The 25,237-nt window shown below is 41.4% G+C and carries 20 protein-coding genes; 1 reads left to right on the forward strand and 19 read right to left on the reverse strand.

Annotated features, from left to right (window positions below; genetic code table 11):
• Positions 1–39: 39 nt before the first annotated feature.
• From pflA to parE, 6 genes are all read right to left on the reverse strand, one after another.
• Positions 40–795, reverse strand: coding sequence for a pyruvate formate-lyase-activating protein (gene pflA, locus ACTFWY_RS01230; RefSeq protein ID WP_003126995.1), 756 nt, complete (start codon positions 793–795; stop codon positions 40–42).
• 46 nt (positions 796–841) lie between these two features.
• Positions 842–1,063, reverse strand: a complete 222-nt coding sequence (locus ACTFWY_RS01235; protein WP_311810699.1) for a hypothetical protein — start codon at positions 1,061–1,063, stop codon at positions 842–844.
• A 148-nt stretch (positions 1,064–1,211) separates the two neighbouring features.
• The gene (locus ACTFWY_RS01240; protein WP_439926566.1) at positions 1,212–1,421 is read right to left on the reverse strand and encodes a hypothetical protein; all 210 of its coding nucleotides are present in this window, start codon (positions 1,419–1,421) and stop codon (positions 1,212–1,214) included.
• A 21-nt stretch (positions 1,422–1,442) separates the two neighbouring features.
• Entirely contained in the window at positions 1,443–3,671 is a 2,229-nt protein-coding gene (pflB, locus tag ACTFWY_RS01245; protein WP_003126991.1) for a formate C-acetyltransferase, read from the reverse strand.
• 269 nt (positions 3,672–3,940) lie between these two features.
• Positions 3,941–6,403: a DNA topoisomerase IV subunit A gene (gene parC / locus ACTFWY_RS01250; protein ID WP_439926564.1), complete on the reverse strand. Its 2,463-nt coding sequence runs from the start codon at positions 6,401–6,403 to the stop codon at positions 3,941–3,943.
• A gap of 11 nt (positions 6,404–6,414) precedes the next feature.
• Positions 6,415–8,439, reverse strand: coding sequence for a DNA topoisomerase IV subunit B (gene parE / locus ACTFWY_RS01255; RefSeq protein ID WP_003126988.1), 2,025 nt, complete (start codon positions 8,437–8,439; stop codon positions 6,415–6,417).
• A 278-nt stretch (positions 8,440–8,717) separates the two neighbouring features.
• Here parE and plsY point away from each other — a divergent pair, with 278 nt between their 5' ends.
• The gene (gene plsY / locus ACTFWY_RS01260; RefSeq protein ID WP_003126987.1) at positions 8,718–9,347 is read left to right on the forward strand and encodes a glycerol-3-phosphate 1-O-acyltransferase PlsY; all 630 of its coding nucleotides are present in this window, start codon (positions 8,718–8,720) and stop codon (positions 9,345–9,347) included.
• Positions 9,348–9,411: 64 nt separating this feature from the next.
• Here the strand turns inward: plsY and ACTFWY_RS01265 are convergent, their stop codons facing one another.
• From ACTFWY_RS01265 to ACTFWY_RS01325, 13 genes are all read right to left on the reverse strand, one after another.
• Entirely contained in the window at positions 9,412–10,287 is an 876-nt protein-coding gene (locus ACTFWY_RS01265; RefSeq protein WP_113849898.1) for an aldose 1-epimerase family protein, read from the reverse strand.
• Positions 10,288–10,298: 11 nt separating this feature from the next.
• Entirely contained in the window at positions 10,299–11,090 is a 792-nt protein-coding gene (gene codY / locus ACTFWY_RS01270; RefSeq protein WP_003126985.1) for a GTP-sensing pleiotropic transcriptional regulator CodY, read from the reverse strand.
• A 13-nt stretch (positions 11,091–11,103) separates the two neighbouring features.
• Positions 11,104–12,501: an ATP-dependent protease ATPase subunit HslU gene (gene hslU / locus ACTFWY_RS01275; protein ID WP_311810702.1), complete on the reverse strand. Its 1,398-nt coding sequence runs from the start codon at positions 12,499–12,501 to the stop codon at positions 11,104–11,106.
• Between the two features lie 14 nt (positions 12,502–12,515).
• On the reverse strand, positions 12,516–13,058 hold the full coding sequence (gene hslV / locus ACTFWY_RS01280) for an ATP-dependent protease subunit HslV (protein WP_003126982.1): 543 nt from the start codon (positions 13,056–13,058) through the stop codon (positions 12,516–12,518).
• A 25-nt stretch (positions 13,059–13,083) separates the two neighbouring features.
• Positions 13,084–14,001, reverse strand: a complete 918-nt coding sequence (gene xerC, locus ACTFWY_RS01285) for a tyrosine recombinase XerC (protein ID WP_005472287.1) — start codon at positions 13,999–14,001, stop codon at positions 13,084–13,086.
• 486 nt (positions 14,002–14,487) lie between these two features.
• Positions 14,488–15,939, reverse strand: a complete 1,452-nt coding sequence (locus tag ACTFWY_RS01290; RefSeq protein WP_113849899.1) for a flotillin family protein — start codon at positions 15,937–15,939, stop codon at positions 14,488–14,490.
• Positions 15,940–15,952: 13 nt separating this feature from the next.
• Entirely contained in the window at positions 15,953–16,378 is a 426-nt protein-coding gene (locus tag ACTFWY_RS01295) for a hypothetical protein (protein WP_029486957.1), read from the reverse strand.
• Positions 16,379–16,490: 112 nt separating this feature from the next.
• Complete coding sequence (gene trmFO, locus ACTFWY_RS01300; RefSeq protein WP_439926561.1) at positions 16,491–17,798, reverse strand: FADH(2)-oxidizing methylenetetrahydrofolate--tRNA-(uracil(54)-C(5))-methyltransferase TrmFO; 1,308 nt, start codon at positions 17,796–17,798, stop codon at positions 16,491–16,493.
• Between the two features lie 236 nt (positions 17,799–18,034).
• Positions 18,035–20,113: a type I DNA topoisomerase gene (gene topA / locus ACTFWY_RS01305; RefSeq protein WP_103299915.1), complete on the reverse strand. Its 2,079-nt coding sequence runs from the start codon at positions 20,111–20,113 to the stop codon at positions 18,035–18,037.
• A gap of 144 nt (positions 20,114–20,257) precedes the next feature.
• A complete protein-coding gene (dprA, locus tag ACTFWY_RS01310; RefSeq protein WP_311810703.1) occupies positions 20,258–21,130 on the reverse strand; it encodes a DNA-processing protein DprA in 873 nt (290 codons plus the stop codon).
• Between the two features lie 64 nt (positions 21,131–21,194).
• Entirely contained in the window at positions 21,195–21,959 is a 765-nt protein-coding gene (locus ACTFWY_RS01315) for a ribonuclease HII (RefSeq protein WP_029486958.1), read from the reverse strand.
• Positions 21,943–22,812 (reverse strand): ribosome biogenesis GTPase YlqF, encoded by an 870-nt coding sequence (gene ylqF, locus ACTFWY_RS01320; RefSeq protein ID WP_003126974.1) that lies wholly within the window; start codon positions 22,810–22,812, stop codon positions 21,943–21,945. The genes ACTFWY_RS01315 and ylqF overlap by 17 nt, the downstream gene beginning before the upstream one ends.
• A gap of 968 nt (positions 22,813–23,780) precedes the next feature.
• On the reverse strand, positions 23,781–25,226 hold the full coding sequence (locus ACTFWY_RS01325; RefSeq protein WP_103299913.1) for a family 1 glycosylhydrolase: 1,446 nt from the start codon (positions 25,224–25,226) through the stop codon (positions 23,781–23,783).
• Positions 25,227–25,237 lie beyond the last annotated feature (11 nt).

A 25,237-nucleotide genomic window follows, 5' to 3' on the forward strand; every position in this document is an offset into this window, starting at 1 on the left:
AAAATAGGAAAGAATCAATAGTTATCTTCTCTACGCTTGTTAACGGGTAAGATAACCTTTATAGTCATCGACATGAAGCAACTCTTTTGCATTTTTCACGCGATCTTGTGTTGGCGGCTCAATTCCTTCCAGTGGATACTTCAGCCCTAATTCATCCCATTTATATTTACCCATTGTGTGATAAGGTAAAATCTCTACTTTATCTACATTATTCAACGTCTTGATAAACGCATCTAAACGGATCAAAAACTCATCATAATCACTTCTGAATGGCACCAGCACGTGGCGGATCCAGACTGGCTTATTGATTTCTGAAAGATATTTTGCCATTTCTAAGATGTTGTCGTTGGATTGTGTGGTCAGCTTCTTATGAGCATCATTATCAATATGCTTGATATCAAATAATAGCAAATCAGTGACAGTCATCAACTCTTGAAATTTGCTAAAAAAAGGTTCTTCCCGAGTAAAAGGTTTTCCGCACGTATCTAAGGTGGTGTTCACCCCTGCAGCTTTGGCTTTCCGGAAAAGATCGATCAAGAAGTCCAACTGAAGCAATGGTTCTCCGCCACTAACAGTCAGCCCACCTTTTTCTCCCCAAAATTCTCGATATTTGAGTGCTTCTTCCAGTACGTCATCTGTCGTCCGTTCGATACCGGCACCGATTTTCCAAGTATCTGGATTATGACAAAACTCACAACGCATCCGGCATCCTTGCATAAAGACAATAAAACGAATACCTGGTCCGTCCACTGATCCGAAACTTTCTGTTGAATGAATATGTCCTGTTACTGACATGTTGCTCTTCCTTTCTTGAAGAAACTAAAAATAAAGTTGCATCGTTTTATTCCATTGATTCCTCGCCCATACTCGCAGTGAGGCAATAGTTTGATGAACAAACTACGCTTGTCATCATCTGCTCTGCTTCGCAGTCGCAGTGATTTCCTTCGGCTTTGTTACTACGGTCTCTTCGTTCCCCGTATTCATCATCTGCTCTGCTTCGCAGTCGCAGTGATTCCCTTCGGATTTTGGTTACTACGGTCTCTTCGTTCCCCGTATTCATCATCTGCTCTGCTTCGCAGTCGCAGTGATTCCCTTCGGACTTTGACTACTACGGTCTCTTCGTTCCCCGTATTCATCATCTGCTCTGCTTCACAGTCGCAGTGATCCCCTTCGGACTTCGGTTACTACGGTCTCTTCGTTCCCCGTATTCATCATCTGCTCTGCTTCGCAGTCGCAGTGATTCCCTTCGGACTTTGATTACTACGGTCTCTTCGTTCCCCGTATTCATCATCTGCTCTGCTTCGCAGTCGCAGTGATTCCCTTCGGACTTCGGTTACTACGGTCTCTTCGTTCCTCGTATTCATCATCTGCTCTGCTTCGCAGTCGCAGTGATTCATAACAATAGCGGCGGAATGTTCCATCCGCCGCCTTTTTTTGTGCTATTACATTGCTTCGTGCATGGTACGAGCGATAACGTCATCTTGTTGTTCTTTTGTCAACTTGATGAAGTTAACTGCATAACCTGATACACGAATCGTTAATTGTGGGTATTTTTCTGGATGCGCTTGTGCATCAAGCAATGTGTCGCGGTTGAATACGTTGATATTCAAGTGGTGACCACCTTTTGCTGCATAACCATCCAACATAGTTGCTAGGTTTTCTTGCTGTGTTTCGTCGTCACGTCCTAATGCTTTAGGTACGATTGAGAATGTATTTGAAATACCATCTAATGAATAGTCATATGGCAATTTCGCAACAGATGAAAGACTAGCCAACGCACCGTGTGTATCGCGGCCGTGCATTGGGTTCGCACCTGGGGCAAATGGCGCACCAGCGCGGCGTCCGTCAGGAGTGTTCCCTGTTTTCTTACCATAAACGACGTTTGAAGTGATCGTTAAGATCGATGTTGTATGTTTTGAGTTACGGTAAGTTTTTGTGCGTTTTACTTTCTTCATGAAGGTTTTCAATAGGTTAACAGCAATATCGTCTACGCGATCATCGTTGTTTCCATATTTAGGATAGTCGCCTTCGATTTCGTAATCTTCAACGATGCCGTTTTCGTCACGAATTGTGCGGACTTTCGCATATTTGATAGCAGATAATGAGTCAACTGCTACAGAGAATCCTGCGATACCAGTAGCCATCGTACGCAAGATATCTGTATCTTGTAAGGCCATTTCAATTCGTTCATAAGAATATTTATCATGCATGTAGTGGATAATGTTCAATGTATTGACATACAAATCACAAATCCAGTCCATCATTGTGTCGTATTTTTCCATTACTTCATTGTAATCAAGATATTCTGAAGTGATTGGTTGGAATTTAGGTCCCACTTGCGCTTTTGATTTTTCGTCGACCCCGCCATTGATTGCATACAACAACGTTTTCGCCAAGTTCGCACGAGCACCGAAGAATTGCATTTGTTTACCAATGCGCATAGCAGATACACAACATGCGATTCCATAGTCATCGCCCCAATGTCCACGCATTACATCATCGTTTTCATATTGGATTGCTGATGTTTGGATAGACATTTTCGCACAGAATGTTTTGAAGTTGTGTGGCAAGCGTGTTGACCACAAAACAGTCAAGTTTGGTTCTGGAGCTGGTCCCAAGTTTGCTAGTGTGTGCAAGAAACGGAAGCTGTTTTTAGTTACCATGTGGCGTCCGTCTTCACCCATCCCGGCGATTGATTCTGTAACCCATGTTGGGTCACCAGAGAATAATGCATTGTATTCAGGTGTACGAGCAAATTTCACTAGACGAAGTTTCATTACGAAATGGTCAACGATTTCTTGTGCTTCTTCTTCTGTGATCACGCCATTTTTAAGGTCGCGTTCTACATAGATATCCAAGAAAGTTGACGTACGTCCTAGAGACATTGCTGCTCCGTTTTGTTCTTTGATGGCTGCTAGATAGCCTAAATATAACCATTGGAATGCTTCTCTTGCAGTTTGTGCAGGTTGAGAAATATCAAACCCGTAGATTGTACCAAGTTCTTTCAATTCGCTTAATGCGCGAATTTGTTCACTTAATTCTTCACGTTGGCGAATGATATCGTCTGACATCGTGCCATTGCCGCAATACAACAAGTCTTGTTGTTTTTCTTTGATCAAGTAATCCACACCATACAATGCTACGCGACGGTAGTCACCGATGATACGACCACGACCATAAGCATCAGGAAGTCCAGTAATAACACCAGAACGGCGTGCAGCTCTGATTTCAGGAGTGTACGCATCAAATACACCTTGGTTGTGTGTTTTACGGTAGTCACGGAAGATGTGAGAAACTTCAGAATCAATTTCATACCCATAAGATTCTGCTGATTGTTCTGACATTCGGATACCGCCGAACGGTTGCAAGCTGCGTTTGAAAGGTTTGTCTGTTTGGAACCCGACAACTGTTTCTAACTCTTTGTTCAAATAGCCCGGGCCGTGAGAAGTAATCGTTGAAACGATTTTTGTATCCATGTCTAAAACGCCGCCAGCGTCACGTTCTTGCTTGTTCAAGTCCATAACTTGATCCCAAAGCTTTGTAGTTGCTTCAGTTGGGCCAGCTAAAAATTCGTCTGTTCCGTCATAAGGTGTGTAGTTTTCTTGGATGAAGTCGCGTACGTTAACTTCTTCTTTCCAAGTTTTTCCTTTAAATCCATTCCATTGTTCCATTTGATGGACCTCCTTAAATTTTCTGTTCACTAAGTGTAACAGCTTTACGTGAATAGTATAACACAAAGGGTTTGCATTGCAAGCATTTACAAGAATTATTTTTAACAAAATTAGCTATTAAAACATAAAATGCAACGAAACAGCTTTTAAATCAACGTTTTTCAAATGTGAATTTTTTATTAAAGTCCATTTTTTGAAAATGTGAAAAATTAATTATATAGAAAAAAACACGCGTCTGTATTGGTACAGATGCGTGTTTTACATTTAACTTATAGTACAGAATCTTCTTGAATCGCAGGATTAATCACTCGAGCAACTTCATGGATCAAGCCACCGGATTTTTCATCGGTAACAAAGGACCCATTCGATGTCCGGTCATTGATTGGGATTTGATTCGTCTCGATCTCGATCATTTGCCCCTTTTGAGTAGTCAAAATCAGGGATTGGTTTTCACCGCTTCCCATATAAACAATCCGATGAGGATTTTTCTTTAACTCTCTGAGAACCATCAGTCCTCGTTTCGCTCGTCCTAACTGACTGATTTCTTGAGCCAGCATTCGTTTGACCGCCCCTCGCTGAGTGACCATGATTACAGGCGTATCTCCTTCCGAGTAAACCAATGATCCATTGACGATCTGATCATCTTCTTTAAGATTCATCGCTTTGACTCCAGCAGCTTTTGGTCCTACAACAGGCACTTCGGCTAATGGATAGCGTAGGCCAAAAGCACGATAACTAACTAGAAAGACATCCAACGGCTCATTTTGATCCGCTAAATACACGTTGACAAGTTCATCGGCCTCATCTTTTAGTTTCATCATAGTCAATGGCCGACTCTTGTACGTACGCCAAGGTTCAAATTCTGTCATTCTTGTTTGTTTAATCATACCGTTTTTGCTAATCAGCACGAAATTCTTTTGCGGATCAAGTTCTTGATAGGTGAATACAGCTAAAATGGTTTCTTCGGTAGCTAGATTCATTACCGTTTGCGAAATATGTTCCCCTAGATCTTTCCATTTGAGATCCGGCAACTCATGAATGGGGCGATAAATGACGTTCCCTTTATTGGTCACCAGCAACAAATGATCCAATGTGCTTGCTTGCCCGCTATAAAGCAGTGCATCGCCTTCTTTCATGCCTAACTCTTCTGGCTTAGAAGCGCCATAAGACCGCAAGCTGCTGCGTTTGACATAGCCATCTGTCGTAACAGTTACCACAACATCTTCTTGGGCGACAAGTACTTGGGTCTCGATTTTGATTTCTTGGATCTCTGCTTCAATCTCGGTCATCCGATCAGAGTGGTATTTCTTCTTGATTTCTCTTAGCTCTTTTTTGATGACTTTTAATAATTCCGTTTCTTCATTCAAAATTTTCGTCAATTCGCGAATCGTTTCAGCTAATTCTTGGGCTTCTGCCTGTAATTGCGTGATATCTGTATTAGTCAAGCGATACAATTGCAATGTTACAATGGCTTCTGCCTGTTCTTCTGTAAACCCATGCTGAACGACCAGATTATTTTTTGCATCTTTTTTGTCTTTACTGCTGCGGATTGTCGCGATCACTTCATCGAGGATCGAAAGAGCCTTCATCAACCCATCAACGATGTGCTGACGTTTCTGCGCTTTCTTCAGCTCATAGCGGCTCCGCTTAGCAATGACTTCCCGACGGTGTTTCACATAACTTTCTAAGATATGTTTCAACCCGACTTGCTGCGGCCGCATTTCATCGATGGCTACCATGTTGAAATTGTAGTTGATTTGCAGTTCCGTATTTTTAAATAGATAGTTCAAAATTCCTTGAGCATTGGCATCTTTTTTCAGCTCAACCACAATTTGCAAACCGGTACGGTCCGTTTCGTCCCGGACCTCGGCAATCCCATCGATTTTTTTGTTTAAACGAATCTCATCCATTTTTTTGACCAGATTCGCTTTATTGACTTCGTAAGGAATCTCATTGATGACAATTTGCTGTTTGCCCCCTTTGATATCTTCGATTCTAGTCTTTGAACGTAAGATCACTTTCCCGCGACCTGTTTCATATGCCTTCTTGATTTCTTCTTTTCCTTGTAAGATGCCGCCAGTTGGAAAATCTGGACCTGGAATGAATTCCATCAATTTATCCAATGAGGCGTTCGGGTGATCAATCAAATAAATCGTTCCGTCAATGACTTCACTTAAATTGTGTGTGGGAATTTCAGTTGCATAACCGGCAGAGATCCCTGTCGACCCGTTGACCAGCAGATTGGGATATTTTGCTGGCAAAACAGTTGGTTCCTTTTCGGTATCGTCAAAATTCCAAACTAACTCAACGGTATCTTTTTCAATATCCTTCAATAATTCTCCGCTTAATTCAGACAAACGGGCTTCTGTATAACGCATAGCTGCTGGCGGATCACCATCCATACTCCCGTTGTTCCCGTGCATTTCGATCAGGATTTGTCTTAATTTCCAGTCTTGACTCATACGGACCATGGCTTCATAAATACTGGAATCTCCATGGGGATGAAAATTCCCCATGATATTCCCTACAGATTTTGCGGACTTACGAAATCCTTTGTCATAAGTATTTCCATCTTGATTCATGGCAAACAAAATTCGTCGCTGAACGGGCTTTAGGCCATCTCGAATATCCGGTAATGCCCGTTCTTGGATAATATATTTAGAGTATCTGCCGAAACGGTCCCCCATCACTTCTTCTAATGTTAATTCTTGTATATTGTTTTTATGTTCCAAGAGATCCCCTCCTAATCCTCAGACAAGCTGATTGCTGAAATTTGCTCAGCTTCTTGTAATTTTTCTTCGACCAATCCAGGGATCGTCTCTTCTTTTTTCTCTAAAATACTGCCGTCTTCTTCCAAGCTGAATTGGACATGGCTTTCGATCCACTTCCGCCGCGGTTCTACTTTATCACCCATCAATGTAGTAACCCGTCGTTCCGCTTGTGCCGCATCATCGATTCGAACACGGATCAATGTTCTTGTTTCTGGGTCCATCGTTGTCTCCCAAAGTTGATCTGCATTCATCTCACCTAACCCTTTGTACCGTTGCAGCATATAGCCTTTACCAATTTTTTTGGTCACCGCGTTTAATTCGTCATCTGTCCAGGCATATTCAACTACGGCTTTTTTGCCTAGGCCTTTTGAAACTTTGTACAAAGGCGGCAATGCAATATAAACTTTGCCAGCTTCGATCAATGGTTTCATATAGCGATAAAAGAAGGTCAGCAACAAGACTTGGATATGAGCACCATCTGTATCTGCATCGGTCATGATGATCACTTTGTCATAATTGCAGTCTTCGATCGAAAATTCTGGACCGACACCTGCGCCGATCGTGTAGATCATAGTATTGATTTCTTCATTTTTCAAAATGTCTTGCATTTTGGCTTTCTCGGTATTGATGACTTTTCCACGTAACGGAAGAATTGCTTGAAACTTACGGTCTCGGCCTTGTTTGGCTGATCCACCAGCTGAGTCTCCTTCGACTAAGTACAACTCATTTTTTTTCGGATTACGAGACTGGGCTGGTGTCAATTTTCCAGATAACAACGATTCGCCCTTTTTGCGTTTTTTCCCACTGCGGCTTTCTTCTCGTGCTTTCCGAGCAGCTTCCCGCGCTTCCCGAGCCTTGATGGCTTTACGGACAAGCATTTGGCTCATCTCGCTATTTTCTTGCAAGTAATAACCCAGTTGTTCACCAATCACATTGTCTACCGCATTTCGTGCGATCGGCGTTCCTAGTTTTTCTTTTGTTTGACCTTCAAATTGAAGCAGATTCTCTGGTACCCGAATCGACAGAACTGCCGCTAAACCTTCCCGAAAATCACTGCCTTCCAGATTTTTGTCCTTTTCTTTCAGCAGGCCGACCTTTCGAGCATATTCATTGAAAGCTTTAGTCATAGAGATCTTCATTCCCACTTCATGGGTACCGCCGTCTTTCGTACGCACGTTATTTACAAATGATAGGACATTTTCGGAATACCCATCATTATATTGGAAAGCAACTTCCACTTCGATTGCTTCTTTTGTGCCAGAAAAATACACAACAGGCGTCAATGTATCTTTTTCTTCGTTTAAATAATCAACAAACTCTTTGATTCCTTCTTCAAATAAAAAGACCTCTTGCTGCAATTCAGCCCGCTCATCTGTTAGGGTGATTTTCACTCCTCTTAATAAGAAAGCTGATTCTCGCAATCGTTCTGCTAACGTGTCATAAGAAAATTTCGTTGTTGTAAAAATCGTGTCATCCGGCTTGAAACGTACGGTTGTTCCAGTTGCTTTCCGCGTCTTTCCGATTTTTTTCAATGTACCGTCAGGTTTGCCACCATCTTTGAATTTCTCTTGGTATTCGATACCATCTCGTACGATAGAAACTTCTAGCCAGCTTGATAGCGCATTTACGACACTGGCACCCACTCCGTGGAGTCCGCCTGATGTCTTATAGCCCCCTTGGCCAAATTTGCCGCCAGCATGCAGTACAGTAAAGATGACTTCGACTGTTGGGATTCCTGAAGCATGCATTCCCACCGGCATTCCACGACCATTGTCTCGCACACTGATACTATTGTCTTTGTGGATAGTGACATCAATTTCATTCCCGAATCCTGATAGTGCTTCGTCGACCGCATTATCAACGATTTCGTAGACCAAATGGTGCAAGCCTCGGCCGTCAGTCGATCCGATATACATACCAGGTCGCTTTCTCACTGCCTCCAAGCCTTCTAGGACTTGTATCGAGGCATCATTATACTCTGTGGTTTTCTTTGCCAAAGCCACCGCTCCTTTAACTAAATTAAGTGGGTTTCCGCGGAAACCCAACATGAATGATTCGCAAAAAAAATCTTAACATAAAATCGGCTTTTTTCAAGCGAACATTTTTCTAAACTATCTTATCCTTTTTCCCACCGTTCGACAAGGCAAAGTCACTTTTAGCTTTTGGATGATCCATCTATCATTGCTCGTTTATCCATAGCTTCAGTATTTTCTTATTGTTGCTGCGACGGTTTCATGCTAAAATTGCTCTAGACTTTCAAGGAAAGTGGGTTATCATGAAGACGATTCTGTTACTATTTATTGCTTATTTGCTCGGTTCGATTCCCTCTGGTGTCTGGATCGGTCAGCTATTCTTCAAAAAAGACATTCGCCAATTTGGCAGCGGGAATACAGGAACTACGAATACCTTTCGTGTTCTTGGCAAATCAGCTGGCGTCATTGTTTTATTGATGGATATTCTGAAAGGTACCTTGGCTACTTGTTTGCCGGCGATCTTTTCAGTCACAACAATCAATCCTCTTTGGTTTGGTGTTTGTGCTATTCTAGGTCACACGTTTCCAATTTTTGCCAAGTTCAAAGGCGGGAAAGCGGTGGCGACCAGCGCAGGCATGCTTTTAGGCTACAATCCAATTTTCTTCATTTATTCAGCGCTTATTTTTGTGATTTGTTTGTTCATAACCAGCATGGTCAGCCTGACAAGTATGATTGCAGCCTGCTTGATCACTTTGTCGACAATCCTATTGCCTTATGTCGCACCAATGATTTTACCAAAACAAAATTGGTTATTGACGTGTATCGCAATTGGTGTCACCTGTTTTATTTTTATCCGTCATCGTGAAAATATCAAGCGGATCAAAGACGGCACAGAGAGCCGTATCTCTTTTGGTCTTAATAAAAAAGAATAGGAGAAGCTGGGAAAAGTCATTCATGACTTTCGTCCCAGCTTCTTTTTTTCTTATTCACATAGGCTTACTTAACTGTGATCGAATATTTCGTTTCAAATTGCTCGTTGGCTGCCAAGCGTTGGATTCCTGTTTTTTCATGTAGTTCGCCACTAGTCTCTAAGGTATCTGCAATACCTACCCATGGCTCAATACATAAAAAAGGAGATTCTACTGGATAAGTCGTCCAAAAGCCAACGTAAGGCATATTATTATAGCTCAATGTCACACTGTGAGGAGATTTTTCACTGCGGATCGAAAATGAATTCAACCCTTTCGTTTCATAAATCAAGGCATCGTTCTTAAACATCTCATGAGTCAACCGTAGATCAGTGTTCGTTTGTCCCAATGTCCGCTGCTCCAGATCGATATAATTGCCTACCAACGGCAATTTTACACGAGATTTCTTAGGTGAGAATGTGAGATAAAAATCTTCAAATACATTATCCTCTCCTAACGGTACATTGAATGCAGGATGACCACCGATAGAGAAGAACATGTCTTCCTGACTATCATTTACGACTTGATACTTGACTACAAGACCGTCTCCACCTAATTCGTAACTAACAAACAACTGAAAATCAAAGGGATAGTTGCTCTTTGTCTCCTCACTGCTAGCTAGTAGTAAACGAACATAATCTACTTTGTGCTCCACAACTTCAAACATCATGTCTCGAGCAAAACCATGCCGTGGCAGATGATACGTTTCACCTTTGTAGCGGTATTGATTGTCCTTCAACGCACCCACTATCGGAAATAAGATTGGTGCATGCTTTCCCCAATGTGCAGGATCAGCTTGCCAAATATACTCTAAGTTGGTATTCACATCAATCAAACTTTGCAGTTCGGCTCCTTTTTCGGCAATTGTTGCCTGCAAATGCCCTGCGCTGATCGTAACTGTCATATCGCCATCTCCTAATATTGATGTTTGTTCAATTCCTCTTTGAAACGACTATTCAACACTTTTAAATAAGTTCCTTTCATTCCCAAGGAACGTGACTCAATAATACCTGCTGATTCCAGTTTGCGCAATGCATTTACAATAACAGAACGTGTAATACCGATTCGATCCGCAATACTAGAAGCGGTCAAACGTCCTTCATCCCCTTCTAATGCTTCAAAAATCGCTTGGACAGCTTTCAATTCGCTGTATGACAGTGTATTGATCGCCATTTGTACGGCAGTCGCACTACGAACGTCTTCTTCGATATTGCGGGATTTTTGATAAAGAAACTGCATGCCAACTACAGTTGCACTGTATTCTGCTAAGACTAGATCATCGTCATCGAACGTTTTTTCGATCCGAGACAAAATGATCGTGCCCAACCGTTCGCCTGCACCATAAATGGGCACGATTGTTGTTAAACCATTCGGATATAACTCCCGCATCTCAATAGGAAAAGCAGTCATATCGTTGCTGATGGGAACATTTGCTTCTGTCGAAGATAAATTATCTACTAAACTTGTATAATTTTTAGGAAACTGTTTTTCTACAAACATCTTTTTGATACGTTCATTGTTGACATCATGCGTCTCAACGAATCCCAACACACTACCGTCACTACTGATAATATAAGCATTGCTATCGAGTATGTCACCTAAAATAACCGCCATTTTATCATAAGGCAAATCAGATGCCAGATTGAAGGTATTTTTTTGTTGCAGTAATTCATTGATTTGTCGTGTCTTTTCTAAAAGTGTTTTCATTGGTTCTCTCCCTTTATAAAATATACCGGCTTAGGTCTTCATCTTTGGCAATAGAAGCAAGTTTGTCTTCAACGTACGCTTCTGTAATAGTGATTTCTCCCATTTGCATGTCGGATGCTTCAAACAATAAGTCTTCAAGTAACTTTTCTAGAATTGTGTGTAAGCGACGGGCGCCAATGTTATCTGTATCGCGATTCACTTGAAAGGCAATTTCCGCAATTTTTTGGATTGCTTCCAGCGTAAAAGTGACTGTCACATTCTCTGTCCCCAACAAGGCAATATACTGCTTGATCAAAGCATTGTTTGGCTCCGTCAGGATCTTGACAAAGTCTTCTTTCGTTAAATCATCAAGTTCTACACGAATCGGGAAGCGTCCTTGTAATTCAGGGATCAAATCACTTGGTTTTGACAAATGAAAGGCACCTGAAGCAATGAATAGGATATGGTCAGTTTGTAAAGGGCCGTATTTCGTGTTGACTTGTGATCCTTCTACGATCGGTAAAATATCCCGTTGCACACCTTCACGAGAAACTTCGCCTGATTGTTGCGATTTTGATGTGATCTTATCGATTTCATCAAGGAAGATGATCCCGCTAGATTCGGCTAAACGCAATGCCGCACTATGGATATCCGCATCATTCACTAATTTTGAAGATTCCTCTTGGATCAATAATTCTCGAGCTTCTTTTACCATTACTGTCCGTTCGATTTTCTTTTGCGGTTTCAATGCACCTAATGTTTCATTCAAATCGATCCCCATTTGTTCCAATCCATTGTTCATCATTGGTGACTGTGTTTTTGGTTCATCCACCTGGATCGTTACTTCACGATTATCCAATAAGCCTTTTTCTAATTGCTCATAAATGGCTTGACGGTTGCTGCGGATTTCGTCCGTCAGTTCTTCTTTTGGTTCTTCTGCCTGCTGCCCAGGATTGAACATATTCATCATTTGTTCATATGGATTCGCAGATTTCTTTTGCTCTTTTTTGATTCCAGGTACCAGTACTTTAACCAGTCGACGATTGGCTTTCTTTTCTGCCTGCAGCCGAACGTTTTTGTATTGCTCTTTTTTTACGATCTGGATGGCATTTTCCACAAGATCCCGAATCATTGATTCCACGTCACGTCCGACATAACCGACTTCGGTGAACTTAGTTGCTTCTAATTTAACGAAAGGCGCATCAACGATCTTCGCTAATCGACGAGCAATTTCTGTTTTTCCGACACCAGTCGGTCCGATCATTAAAATATTCTTCGGCGTCACATCTTGCTGCATTTTCTCATCCAACTGGAGACGACGGTAGCGATTACGTAAAGCTACTGCAACAGATTTCTTGGCACTAGTTTGGCCAACAATGTATTGATCTAATTCTTTGACGATTTCTTTTGGTGATATATTTTGATTTGTCATAGCTTCATCCCTCTTTAAAACTCTTCAACAATAATGTTGTGATTGGTAAAGACACAAATATCAGCGGCGATATTCAATGCTCCTTCAGCAATTTCTTTTGCAGAAAGATCACCGCCGTAACGTTTCATCGCTCTAGCTGCAGCGAGTGCATAATTGCCGCCAGAACCGATAGCCAAAATCCCTTCATCTGGTGAAATGACTTCTCCTGTCCCAGAAACCAAGAGCATTTCTTCCTGATTCATCACGATCAGCATTGCTTCTAGTTTCTGCATCGATTGCTGTGTCCGCCATTCTTGTGCTAACTCAACAGCAGCACGTTGTAAGTTGCCGTTGTATTCATTGAGTTTTCCTTCAAATTTTTCTTCCAGTGTGAAAGCATCTGCCACACTTCCAGCAAATCCAACTACGACTTCACCGTTATAGATTCGGCGTACTTTGCGTGCCGTCCCCTTCATGACGACTTGTTCTCCCATTGTTACTTGACCATCTCCGGCCATTGCGAATTTGCCATCTTTTTCAACAGCACAAATCGTTGTTGAATGAAAAGGTGATTTCATAATTCTTTCCTCCTGTCGCCAATTTTTAAGCTCTTGGATGAAATTGGCGGTAATTTTTTTGCAAGCTATCTTTTGTGACATGGGCATAGATCTGCGTCGTAGATAAGTTGGCATGGCCTAACAATTCTTGAACGGTCCGCATATCAGCCCCGTGATTTAATAAGTGAGTGGCAAATGTGTGCCTCAACATGTGGGGGTGGATCTTGCTGTCCAAACTACTTTTGCGAATGATTTGATTCAACACATACTCAATCCCCGTCGCTGTGATTCCGTCACCTAAATGATTGACGAAAACAATCTCATGCCGTTTGTGGTGTTTCTCCATCAACTGTTGGCGTCCAGCTGAGACATAGTCTCGCAACGCTTCTTGCGCATAGCTGCCAAAAGGAACATAACGATCCTTGTTTCCTTTCCCATGGATCAACAATACACCATTCTCCCAATCAACGTCTGACAAGGTTAGGTTGCTGCATTCGCTGACCCGCAGTCCGGATCCATACAGGATCTCCAACAAAGCTCGATTTCGTTGCTGCAAAGGTTCGTGCCCTTTTACACTTTCAAAAAGTGCCTCCATTTCTTTTTCATAAAAAAAACGCGGTAATTTTGCGTTCTTTTTCTTTAAGTGAATATAAGCGAATGGATTTTCTTTAATGACTTCGTGTTTCGTTAAAAAGTGATAGAACGACCGCAAACTGGCCATTTTACGGCTGATCGAATTGCGACTGTAATTGCGCTCATTCAAAAAACTAAGGTATACTCTGACGTCACGGTGATCAATGGCAAGAAAGTCTTCATTGCCAGACTCTTTTAAAAAACGAAAGAAATCCTCCATGTCTTCTTGGTAAGCAGACTTGGTCTTATCAGAATAGCCTCGTTCAACAATTAGATAACGAAAAAAATCATTTTGAAGTTCGTTCTCCGGCAAACTAATCCCCCATTTCATGACTCGAAATAACTGTATCATAGAGTTTTAAAAAAAACAAACGAATTGTCAGAATTTAACCAATATTTCAAAGTTTAGACATAATTATGAAAATTCTTTAAGGGAGAATTTAGAAAAGATCCGCAGGTTTCTCGAAGCTTTTTTTGATTGTTATGATTTACACGAAAACTTGCGAAGGACTTGCCCCAAATTCAACTTGGCATATGCTTTGCCTACAGTAGCTTCTCACTGTGAACTAAGTAGAACTTGCGTTCCACTCTTTCCAGAGTCAGCCGTAGAAAATTCTTTCAAGGTTGCTACCCTCGCTTTGCTCCCCGCTGCTCATCATCTGCTCTGCCGCTCTTTCGAGTGTCAGTCGCAGTGATTCATACGAAGGTTACTACGCTCGCTTTGCTCGCCGCTGCTCATCATCAACTCTGCCTTGCTTCGCAAGCCACTCGTTGTGATTCGCAGCAAAAACGCACTCGTTTGAGTGCGTTGTTTGGGTTATTCGATTGGTTGGGTGTCATTGTCTGTGTTTGGTTGATTTTCTACTGGCTTTTGGCTTTCGATGGCTGCTACTAACTCTTTGTTTCCTTGTTTAGTAGACATGGTTTGATTAATGAGATTGACTAAATCGAGGCCAGTTGTTTCTTTGATAGTATCAAATGTCCGTGCCAAACCGGCTTCTCCCATGTCGTGGAGTCCGTCGTTGCCTCCAAAGCTGACCACTTTATCGATGTTGCTAAGTGGCGCATTAACTTCTTTGGCAATTTCAGGCAATACTTTGATGAATTCCATCAAAATACCTGCTTCATTCAGTTTAGTTAAAGCAATCGCCATTTTTTCGCGACTTTCGGCTTCTGCTTGACCGACTTTAGCGATTCTTTCAGCATCTGCCGAACCGAGTTTTTCGATTCTCTCTGCTTCTGCTTGGGCAGCTAGTTTCACTTTTTCAGCCTCTGCTTGGGCACGAGCAATTTCTCTTGCTTTATCTGCCAAGGCATTTTGTTCTACAACATATTTATCGGCTTCTGCTTTTTTACGGACTGTAGCATTCAATTCTTTTTCCGTCAGTTCAGCTTGCTTTTCTTGGATCTCGATGTTCTTTTCTTGTTCGATCAATTGGACTTTCATTTTTTCGCCCACAGCAATCTGTTCTGCTTTAGCATCTGCTACTTCCCGTTCTTGTTTGTATTGTGCTTGTTTCAATGCCATATCTTTCGTTGCTTCTGCGATTTCCGTTTGGCGACGAATTTCCTCGTGCTGTGCCAACTGTTCATTTTCGGCTTGCTTGATTCGTGTTTCTCTTAATGCATTTGACTCTGCAACTTCTGCATTCTTCTTCACTTCAGCAATCTGCGGTCGTCCTAAGGCATCTAAGTAGCCGTTACTGTCACTAACATCTTTGATCGTAAATGAAACGATCTCTAATCCCATTTTTTTCAAGTCGGTAGATGCGACTTCTTGCACTTGTTCCGCAAAATCATCTCGATTTTTGTAAATTGCTTCAACGGTCATTGTCCCTAGAATCGCCCGCAAGTGGCCTTCCAGTACTTCTTGTGCTTCATCTTCCAACTCGCCGGTTGATTTGCCTAAGTATTGTTCTGCAGCTGTTTTGATCGATTCCGTACTGTTACCAACTTTAACTAAAACCGTCGCACTTGCTTTGATCGGTACCCCTTGTTCGGTATAAACTTCTGGTGTGCCAATTTCAAGTTTATGCGTCAGTAAACTCAATTTATGTGCTTTTTGAACAATTGGGATCACGAATGTTCCGCTATTTTTTAAAATCTTGATGCCTTCTTTACCTAAAAATGACCCCGTTACGATCAACGCTTCATCTGGCTTGCCGATTCGGTAACGAATCATTAAAAATGCGATCAATAACACGACTAAAACGATGATCCATAAAATTGGATTACTTAAAAAATCTAATGCATTCCCTGTATCTAACATTTTCCAACACTCCCTATTCAATAAAATTGTGGTTTTCTACCACTAAAGCAATACCTTTTTTGTCAAAATCAACAATAATCACTTTGGTTCCGACTGGTAATTCTCGCTTTTCCCGAATATCCTCTTCTTTATAGAACTTTGCCGGATAAACAGAACGCGCTGTCTTACTGCCAATCTCCATCACTTCACCGAGGGTATTTCCGACGATCTTTTCTGTCAATTCACCAATCAAAAAATCTTCATGACCAAGAACATTGCTACGATTTTTATCTGTCAAGCGATTGAAAAGCCACATAAACGGGCCTAGCAACAAACTGAAAAGCAGAAAAACGGCAAATATCAAAACAAATAGTACAATCAGCCAGCCCACTATTTGAATATAAGATGGAAACTGCTGCAGATACTCTTGAAGCAATGTGACCCATTCCCCAATCACGATCGTCACCACCTTCGCTATTGTTACTGTTAATCATATGATAACCGCTACCAAGTTTCAAGACAATTCAAAAAAAAACTTTCTCAACAATTTCTCGTGAGAAAGTTTTCGACAATTAATTTGCAACTGTTTCTTTGGCAGCCTCTAAAGCTGTAAGCGCACGATTAGCCAATGCCTCATAACGGGATTTTTTATCTTTGATTCGTTCGGGCAGTTCAGGAAGCAAGCCAAAATTGGCATTCATTGGTTGGAAATGTTTGCCTTCTGCATGCGTAATGTAATACGCCATGCTGCCGATTGTTGTTTCCTGCGGAAAGATGATTGGTTCTTCCCCTTTTGCAAGTTTTGCTGCATTGATTCCAGCTACTAGACCGCTAGCCGCACTTTCAACATACCCTTCTACTCCTGTCATTTGACCAGCAAAAAACAAGTCATCACGTTTGCGAGATTGATAGGTTTGTTGCAGAAGTTCTGGCGAGTTCATGAAACTATTCCGATGCATTACACCATAGCGGACAAATTCAGCTTGCTCTAATCCAGGGATCATCCGAAAGACCCGTTTTTGTTCTCCCCATTTTAGATGCGTTTGGAAACCTACAATGTTGTACAACGAGGCAGCAGCGTTATCTTGACGCAATTGGATCACTGCATAAGGCCGTTTGCCTGTCTTAGGATCTTCCAAACCAACAGGTTTCATTGGTCCAAACAACATCGTCTTTGGACCACGAGAGGCCATCACTTCAATTGGCATACAGCCTTCAAAGAATTTCTCTTTTTCAAACTCTTTCAAAGGAGCGACTTCGGCATTTACCAAGGCTTCACGAAAGGCATAAAATTCTTCTTCGTTCATCGGACAATTCAGGTATGCTGCTTCTCCTTTGTCGTATCGTGATTTCAAGTAAACTTTATCCATATCAATAGTTGATTTATCAATGATTGGCGCTGCGGCATCATAGAAATAGAAGCCTTCCGACCCATTGAATGCTTGAATCGCCTTGGATAACGGTTCTGAAGTCAATGGTCCAGTAGCGATTACCGTAATTCCTTCTGGGATTTCGGTGATCTCTTCTTCGATCACTGTTACCAACGGATGTTCTTTCACCCGCTTTGTAACTAATTCAGAAAAATCGTCCCGATCAACGGCTAGTGCACCACCAGCCGGAACCGCTGTCTGATCGGCCGAAGAGATAATAACCGAATTCAAGCGGCGCATTTCTTCTTTCAAAACACCTACTGCATTGGTTAAATTGTTTCCTCTAAGAGAATTTGTACAAACAAGTTCCGCAAAATTATTCGTATGATGGGCTTTTGTCGTTTTCTTAGGACGCATTTCATACAAATTGACAGCCACTCCTGCCTCAGCAGCTTGCCAAGCAGCTTCGCTTCCTGCTAATCCAGCACCAATTACATTGATTTTTTTCATACTTCGTCTCCTTTATAGTAAAAGAGTCTGTGCCAAAAGTCATCAAAACAAAAAATAACCCTTACATTGGCAGATGCTGATCTTCAGATCACCGTTTGTCTCTGCTTATTTTTTATTCTATTCCTTGTGTCACAGCTCTGTTTTTTGAAAAGGAACGCAGAAGTCTGCTGTCTCTCAGCAGATACTTCTTGCGCTCACTTCATTTTTTTATTGAGAGGTCAAAAACGATCGATAGCTTACTTTTGAACATCTTCCTCATAATCACCTTTGATACAAACGACTTGCTTGCCGCCTTTGACTTTCTTTTCAACCAAATAGTTGTCACATTTTGGACAGTTTCTGCCTACTGGTTTATCCCATGACGTAAAGTCACATTCTGGATAGCGTGTGCAGCCAAAGAAAATTCGGTTCTTCTTGGATTTTCTTTCAACAACTTGTCCTTGGTGACAAACTGGACATTCCACTCCGATTTCTTTGACGATCGGTTTTGTATTTCGACAATCTGGAAAATTGCTACAAGCATAAAATTTTCCATAACGACCTAGCTTGATGACCATTGGATGACCGCAAATATCGCAATCGAAGCCAGCGGGTTCATCTTTTATCTGGATTTTCTCAATATTTTCTTCCGCATTGGATAATTCTTTTTCAAATGGTCGATAGAATTGGTCCACGACTTTGATCCATTCTTGTTTGCCCGCTTCAATACTGTCTAAGCTGCTTTCCATCTCGGCTGTGAAATGGGTATCGACGATTTGAGGGAAGAATTCCTCGATCAACGAATTAACGATTTCTCCCAATTCAGTTGGTTCAAAACGTTTTTGAGTTAATTTAACGTAATAGCGCCGTTGGATCGTTTCTAAAGTTGGTGCATAAGTCGATGGACGCCCTACACCATTTTCTTCTAAAGTTTTGATCAACGTTGCTTCGCTAAAACGAGCAGGTGGTTGTGTGAAGTGTTGTTTTGGTTCGATAGAGATCGACTGAACAACGTCCCCTTCGTTTAATTCCGGCAAAATATTCTCTTTGTCTTCTTTGCCGTCATCTCGTCCCTCAACATACACTTGCATGAATCCTTTAAATTTGATTTTGGATCCGTTAGCTATGAATATGACGCCATTCTGCTGTAGCGTCACTTTCATTGTATCCAAAATCGCAGGAGTCATTTGGCTGGCTACAAAACGAGACCAAATCAAGCGATAGAGTTTCAACTGATCTTTGTCCAAGTACTTTTCCATTTCTTCTGGTGTACGCATGACGCTTGTAGGACGTACAGCCTCGTGGGCATCTTGCGCCCCTTGCGCATTCTTGATTTTCTTGCCACCATGAGCTGAAAAAGCTGAGCCATAGGTTGTTTCGATGAATTCCGCCGCTTCTCCTTTAGCTGTATCCGCGATCCGTGTAGAATCGGTACGCATATAGGTGATCAACCCCACCGTTCCTTGCTTGCCTAATGGGATTCCTTCATAAAGCTGTTGGGCTACCATCATTGTTTTACGTGTACGGAAATTCAGTTTGCGGGCTGCCTCTTGTTGAAGACTGCTGGTTGTAAAAGGAGCCGAAGGATTGCGTTTTCGTTCTTTCTTTTCTACCTTGGTCACTTGGTAATCTTTGCCATCTAAACGATCGGTCACTTCTTTGATGCTTTCAGCGTTTGGTAGTTTTTTCTTTTTACCATCTAGCCCCCAGAAAGCCGCCTTGAACTTTTTCGTTGCTTTTTTAAAGTTGCCATCGATACTCCAGTATTCTTCAGGTATAAACTCGCGGATTTCTTTTTCGCGATCAATGATGATTTTCAATGCTACTGACTGAACACGGCCCGCACTCAATCCTTTTTTGACTTTGCGCCATAAAATTGGACTGATCGAATAACCTACCAGACGGTCCAACACCCGACGAGCTTGCTGCGCATCTACTAAATCGACATCAATCGTACGAGGTTCTTTGAACGCAGCTTTAACTGCATCTTTTGTGATTTCATTAAAAACGACCCGGTTCTTTTCTTTTAAATCTAGTCCTAGCAAGAAAGCTAAATGCCAAGCAATAGCTTCCCCTTCTCTATCCGGGTCACTTGCGAGATAAACTTTTTCTGCTTTTTTAGCTGCAGAACGAAGGCTCTTGATGACATCGCCTTTGCCGCGAATCGAGATGTAATGAGGTTCATAGTCATTTTCGACATCAATGCCCATTTTGCTTTTCGGCAAATCACGAATATGTCCAACACTCGCAACAACTTTATAGTTGCGCCCGAGGTATTTTTCAATGGTTTTCGCCTTTGCTGGCGACTCCACGATCACTAGATATTTATATGCCATATAAAAAATGGCTCCTTCCTTCATTTTTTCCTACTATAATATATTCGGCAAACAATCCACTTGCTTTCCAAACATCCAAATCGTAGCTTATCATAGCTTTCAGAAAAAGTTTTGTCAAGAAAGGATCATCATAAGTTCAAAAGCCTAAGGCAATTCTTCTAAGATATCTTCTGCTGTCAGCGTGCATTTTGCTCCATCTTGAATCAACTGATGACACCCCTTTGATCGATCGGTCAAAGCTTCTCCAGGCACGGCAAAAACATCCTTCCCATTTTCTAAAGCCAACTGTGCAGTAATCAAAGAGCCACTCTTTTCTTTGGCTTCAATCACACAAACTGCCTGTGCGATTCCCGCAATCAGTCGATTCCGCATGGGAAAATGATGTTTATGCGGCAATGTTCCTCGCGAATATTCGCTAACCAGCAAATGTTCCTGCTTGATCTGAGAATAAAGACGTTGCGAACTCTTAGGATAACACTGATCCAGTCCCGTTCCTATAACTGCAATGGTTTGTCCACCACTTTCAATCGCTGCTTCATGGGCGAAACTATCTAATCCCTGGGCAAGGCCGCTAATGATCAAGTACTTCTTTTTCACTAGTTCCGGAATGATTTTTCTACAAATCTGCTGACCGTAGTTTGTCGCTTGTCTAGCACCGACAACAGCCAGTGAAGGCTTTTGGAGTAATGACAGATTCCCTTCGTAAAAGAGGATCAATGGTGGATCAGCGATTTTTCTCAGTGCAGGTGGGTAGTCTTTTGAAAAAAAGGTGATAAATGACTGGTCGGCCATTTTTTCCGCTAAGTCACTCTCTGTCAACTGATGCCACGACTGTTGAAAACGACGAATATTGCGTGTGATCCCTGTCATTTGAATAACTTCTTCAGCCGTTATAGTCCAATTTTCTTGTGCGAGGCAGCCTTTGACCACCCGCCACTGACTTTGAATACCGACTCCTTGTACAAATGACAAGCGAAGGAGGATTTTATCGAAGGGCGTACATTCCTGATAGTACATAAAACAACCTCATTTCTAAAGAATCTCACTAATAAGATTCGTAAAAATGAGGCTGTTTGATGAATTATTTTACATACTGTTTTACTGGTGCAAACGTTTTGCGATGGATAGGACAAATCCCATGGGCAGCTAATCCTTCTAAATGGGTTTTCGTACCGTAACCAGCATTTTGATCAAATCCATAATGAGGAAAAACACCATGATAATCTTTCATTAAATTATCCCGAAATACCTTAGCCATGATACTTGCAGCAGCGATAGAGATCGACCGGGCATCCCCTTTGATCAGACTGGTCTGAGGAATATCGGTATCAAGCGTCATAGCGTCCACCAATAAATGCTCTGGTGTAATCGATAAGTCAGCTAGCGCTCGTTTCATCGCATTCTTACTGGCTTGATAAATGTTCACACGATCAATTTCCTCATGATCTGCAATACCGATGCCAATTGCTACCGCTTTATTTTGGATCTCAATAAATAATTCTTCTCTTTTTTTCGCAGAAAGTTGTTTCGAATCATTCAAGCCAATGATCCCGCAATTCTTCGGTAAAACCACTGCCGCGGCAACTACAGGCCCAGCTAACGGTCCCCGGCCGACTTCATCTAAACCGGCAACAAACCGAAGCCCTTTCTGATAGAGTTCTTGTTCAAATACAGACATTTCTGCATATTTTTCTTGCATTTGTCGCTGTTTACGCTGCTGATTTTGATACTTGGTAATCAGCTTTTGGACACCAGAGCGTTCGTCTGCCATCAGTTGAGCCACATAAGCCGGGTCAACCTCCTCGGCAAATAGTCGCTCTTTGATAGTTTTAATCGGCTCTTTCATCTTTTTCACCTAACTCCTCGTAACGATCTAATGTGTACCTTCCCAGCTTCCCTTGTCGAATATCAAAAACGACTAATTCACTACCGCGATCATAATTGTCTTTGTAGCCACGTTTTTCAGTGATCTTCATCAATAGTTCTGGTGCTAGACATTGTTCTTCTTCCGCAGAAAGTGAATAACGCTGAGCAATTCTTCCTTCATAGTAGCGAGCAAAAAAGTCTAACCCAAACAAAGCAATATCATCTAAATGGATGAGTTGATCTTTGATAGCGCCAGTCAAAGCTAATTTTTTGCCAATCTCAGGATCTTCAAATTTAGGCCAGAGAATTCCTGGTGTATCCAACAATTCCAATTCTGTACCAAAACGCAACCATTGTTGCCCTTTGGTAACACCTGGTTTATTCCCAGTCTGAGCAATTTTTTTGCCGACTAAGCGATTCATCAATGTTGATTTTCCTACATTAGGAATCCCAATGACCATTGCTCTTATCGGACGTGGTTTGAGCCCACGAGCTTTGTCACGAGCAATTTTTTCTTGCAGAACTTCCTTTGCTTTAGGAACGATCATTTTGATTCCTTGACTATCCTGAGCATTGATCGCCATGGCTAAGAAACCTTGTTTTCTAAAATAGCCTTCCCAGAGTTTTGTTTGCTGAGGGTCAGCCAAGTCTGCTTTATTGATCAAGATCAAGCGTGGCTTTTGTTGTAAAATTTGATCCAGCATGGGGTTTCTTGAAGAAATGGGGAGACGAGCATCTACAAGTTCAAACACGATGTCGACAAATTTTAGTTTTTCGCTTACTTCACGTTTTGCTTTGGCCATGTGGCCTGGAAACCATTGAATGGTACTCATAATTAATTTCCTTTCATACCAGTCTTTTTCAGACATTGTTTTGGCTTTCTCTTAAAAGTATCGGACGAATCGAGAAAATTTCCTGATTGCCGAGTATCCTACGCATTTTAACACGAATTGGTTTAATTGGAAATACTACCTGCCAATCACCTGCAACTATACCTATGAGACGCGTATTGTAGTGGTGATTTGCTCATTCAACCTGCTCTTACAGTCCAGCAAATATCCAAAGAATGGCCAAAAACTGCCCAACTACGCTGACTATTCTGTTATATGCCATTATTTGGCTGATTCCACAGCCTTTCCTTGTTAATTCATTCACTAGAATCACTTGGCAGACTAATTTAAAAATGCCATAAGGGGATTTGGCCCACGGCTCAATTCATTCTGTCACTCAGTGTCAGTCCAAGAGAACTTGCTGGCTTGTGAAAGTAGCTAAAATTAGGAAAAAGTAGCCAAAAGTAGTCAAAAGTAGCTAAAATTAGCTAGCTGAGTGTCAGGATATAGGAAGTCAACTTTTTTTGAGAAAAAGACCAATTTTCCGCCTAGTTAAAATTATACTTCATTTTACGTCTTTTACTCAAATCATCTTATCAATTTTGAAGAAAAAAATGCCAAAAGTCTGACAGAATTACAACACTGTAAAAAATTTTATCGTTATTTCTAGAACATTTTTTTCACATTGCTCAAGCAAGCGGCTACCTCGTTTGAATATATAAGTAATAGAAATAAAACGAAATGCAGCTATGTATCGTAGCTAAGTACTAAGATCAACAAAATCGAAAAGATCAAATTTTTTTGAAACCAAGAGGTTCTCATCGCTCATACTGATTTATGAAAACAATAAAAACAAAAAAATCTAGAAAGAATTTACTTCTTTCTAGATCGCCATCATTTCTTATTAAAGTGCGTATCGATACAAGTTTTGATGAAAAAAAATACAAATGAAATGAATAGAAAACTAATTTTTACTCATGATTCTCCCTTTTGATACTCTCACCGTTGGAGTTAATGACTTGCCGATACCACTCAAAGGAATCTTTTTTCTTACGCATATAGGACCCTGTTCCATCATCTTGTTTGTCGACATAGATAAATCCATAGCGTTTTTTCATCTCACCTGTCGTAGCACTGACTAAATCGATCGGCGCCCACGTTAGATAACCGATACAGTCTACCTGATCCTCTTCAACTGACAGCAACAATTGCTCGACATGTCTGTGCAAGTAATCAATGCGATACGCATCGTGAACATGCCCATCTTCTGCGATTTCATCCACTGCACCTAGTCCGTTTTCAGTAATCATGATTGGTAATCCGTATTTTCGATAAGTGTAATTTAACAAATACCGCATGCCAATCGGATCAATCGTCCATCCCCACTTACTGCTTTCCAAATAAGGATTTTGCAGACCGCCAAATAAAGCACTTTTCCCTTCCGATGCACCTTCATATTCTGCGACAGAAGACGCATAGTAATTCATGCCAATAAAATCAATTTTGCCCTCAGCAAACACTTTTTTATCTGACTCAGAGATCACGATTTTTATGCCTTGATCTGCATATTCTTCCAGTTTGTATTGGGGAAACAGACCATTGCACATTGCATCGATCTGATAGAAGTCACGATCCATTTGTTTATAGGCATTTAGAACATTGACGGGATCACAATTTGCTGGATAGACTGGCTCGATACCAAAAACACAGCCAATTTGGAAGTTTTCATCAATTTCATGTCCCATTTTGACAGCAGCACAACTTGCAAGCGTCATATTGTAGCCAATCATGGCTAATGTCTGGGCCTTAGCATCGATTTCAGAGTACTTTAATCCGGCAATGATATAGGTAAAGATATCACTAGCCTCACTTTGAGGATCGATATGGTTCATCTCATTAAATGTGGCCCAGTATCTGACTTTTCCTTTGAATGCTTCAAACATCGTGCGACAAAAGCGCAAATAGAAATCAACGACTTTGCGATTTGTCCATGAACCATATTCTGTCACTAGATGAATCGGCATTTCGAAGTGATAGAGCGTAATGATCGGTTCGATACCATGTTTTAATAGCGTGTCAACGACTCGATGATAAAAATCGATACCGGCTTGATTTGGTTCTGCTTCGTCCCCTTTAGGATAAATTCTTGACCAATCGATAGAAATCCGTAATGCCTTGAATCCCATTTCTGCAAACAAAGCAATATCTTCTTGATAACGATGATAAAAATCGATGCCTGTATGAGAAGGATAAACCTTGTTAGCAAGAAGTTCTTTATCGATCTCACGAGGCTGTTCATAGCTGCCTACTGTGACATAGTCCATAATAGCTGGGCCTTTGCCATCTTCCTGCCAAGCACCTTCACATTGATGAGCGGCAATGCTGCCGCCCCATAAAAAATCATTTCTTAACTTCATCTGCTCACCTT

The sequence above is a fragment of the Enterococcus sp. 125944 genome (genome assembly GCF_051909435.1).
Classification (GTDB): domain Bacteria; phylum Bacillota; class Bacilli; order Lactobacillales; family Enterococcaceae; genus Enterococcus_D; species Enterococcus_D gallinarum.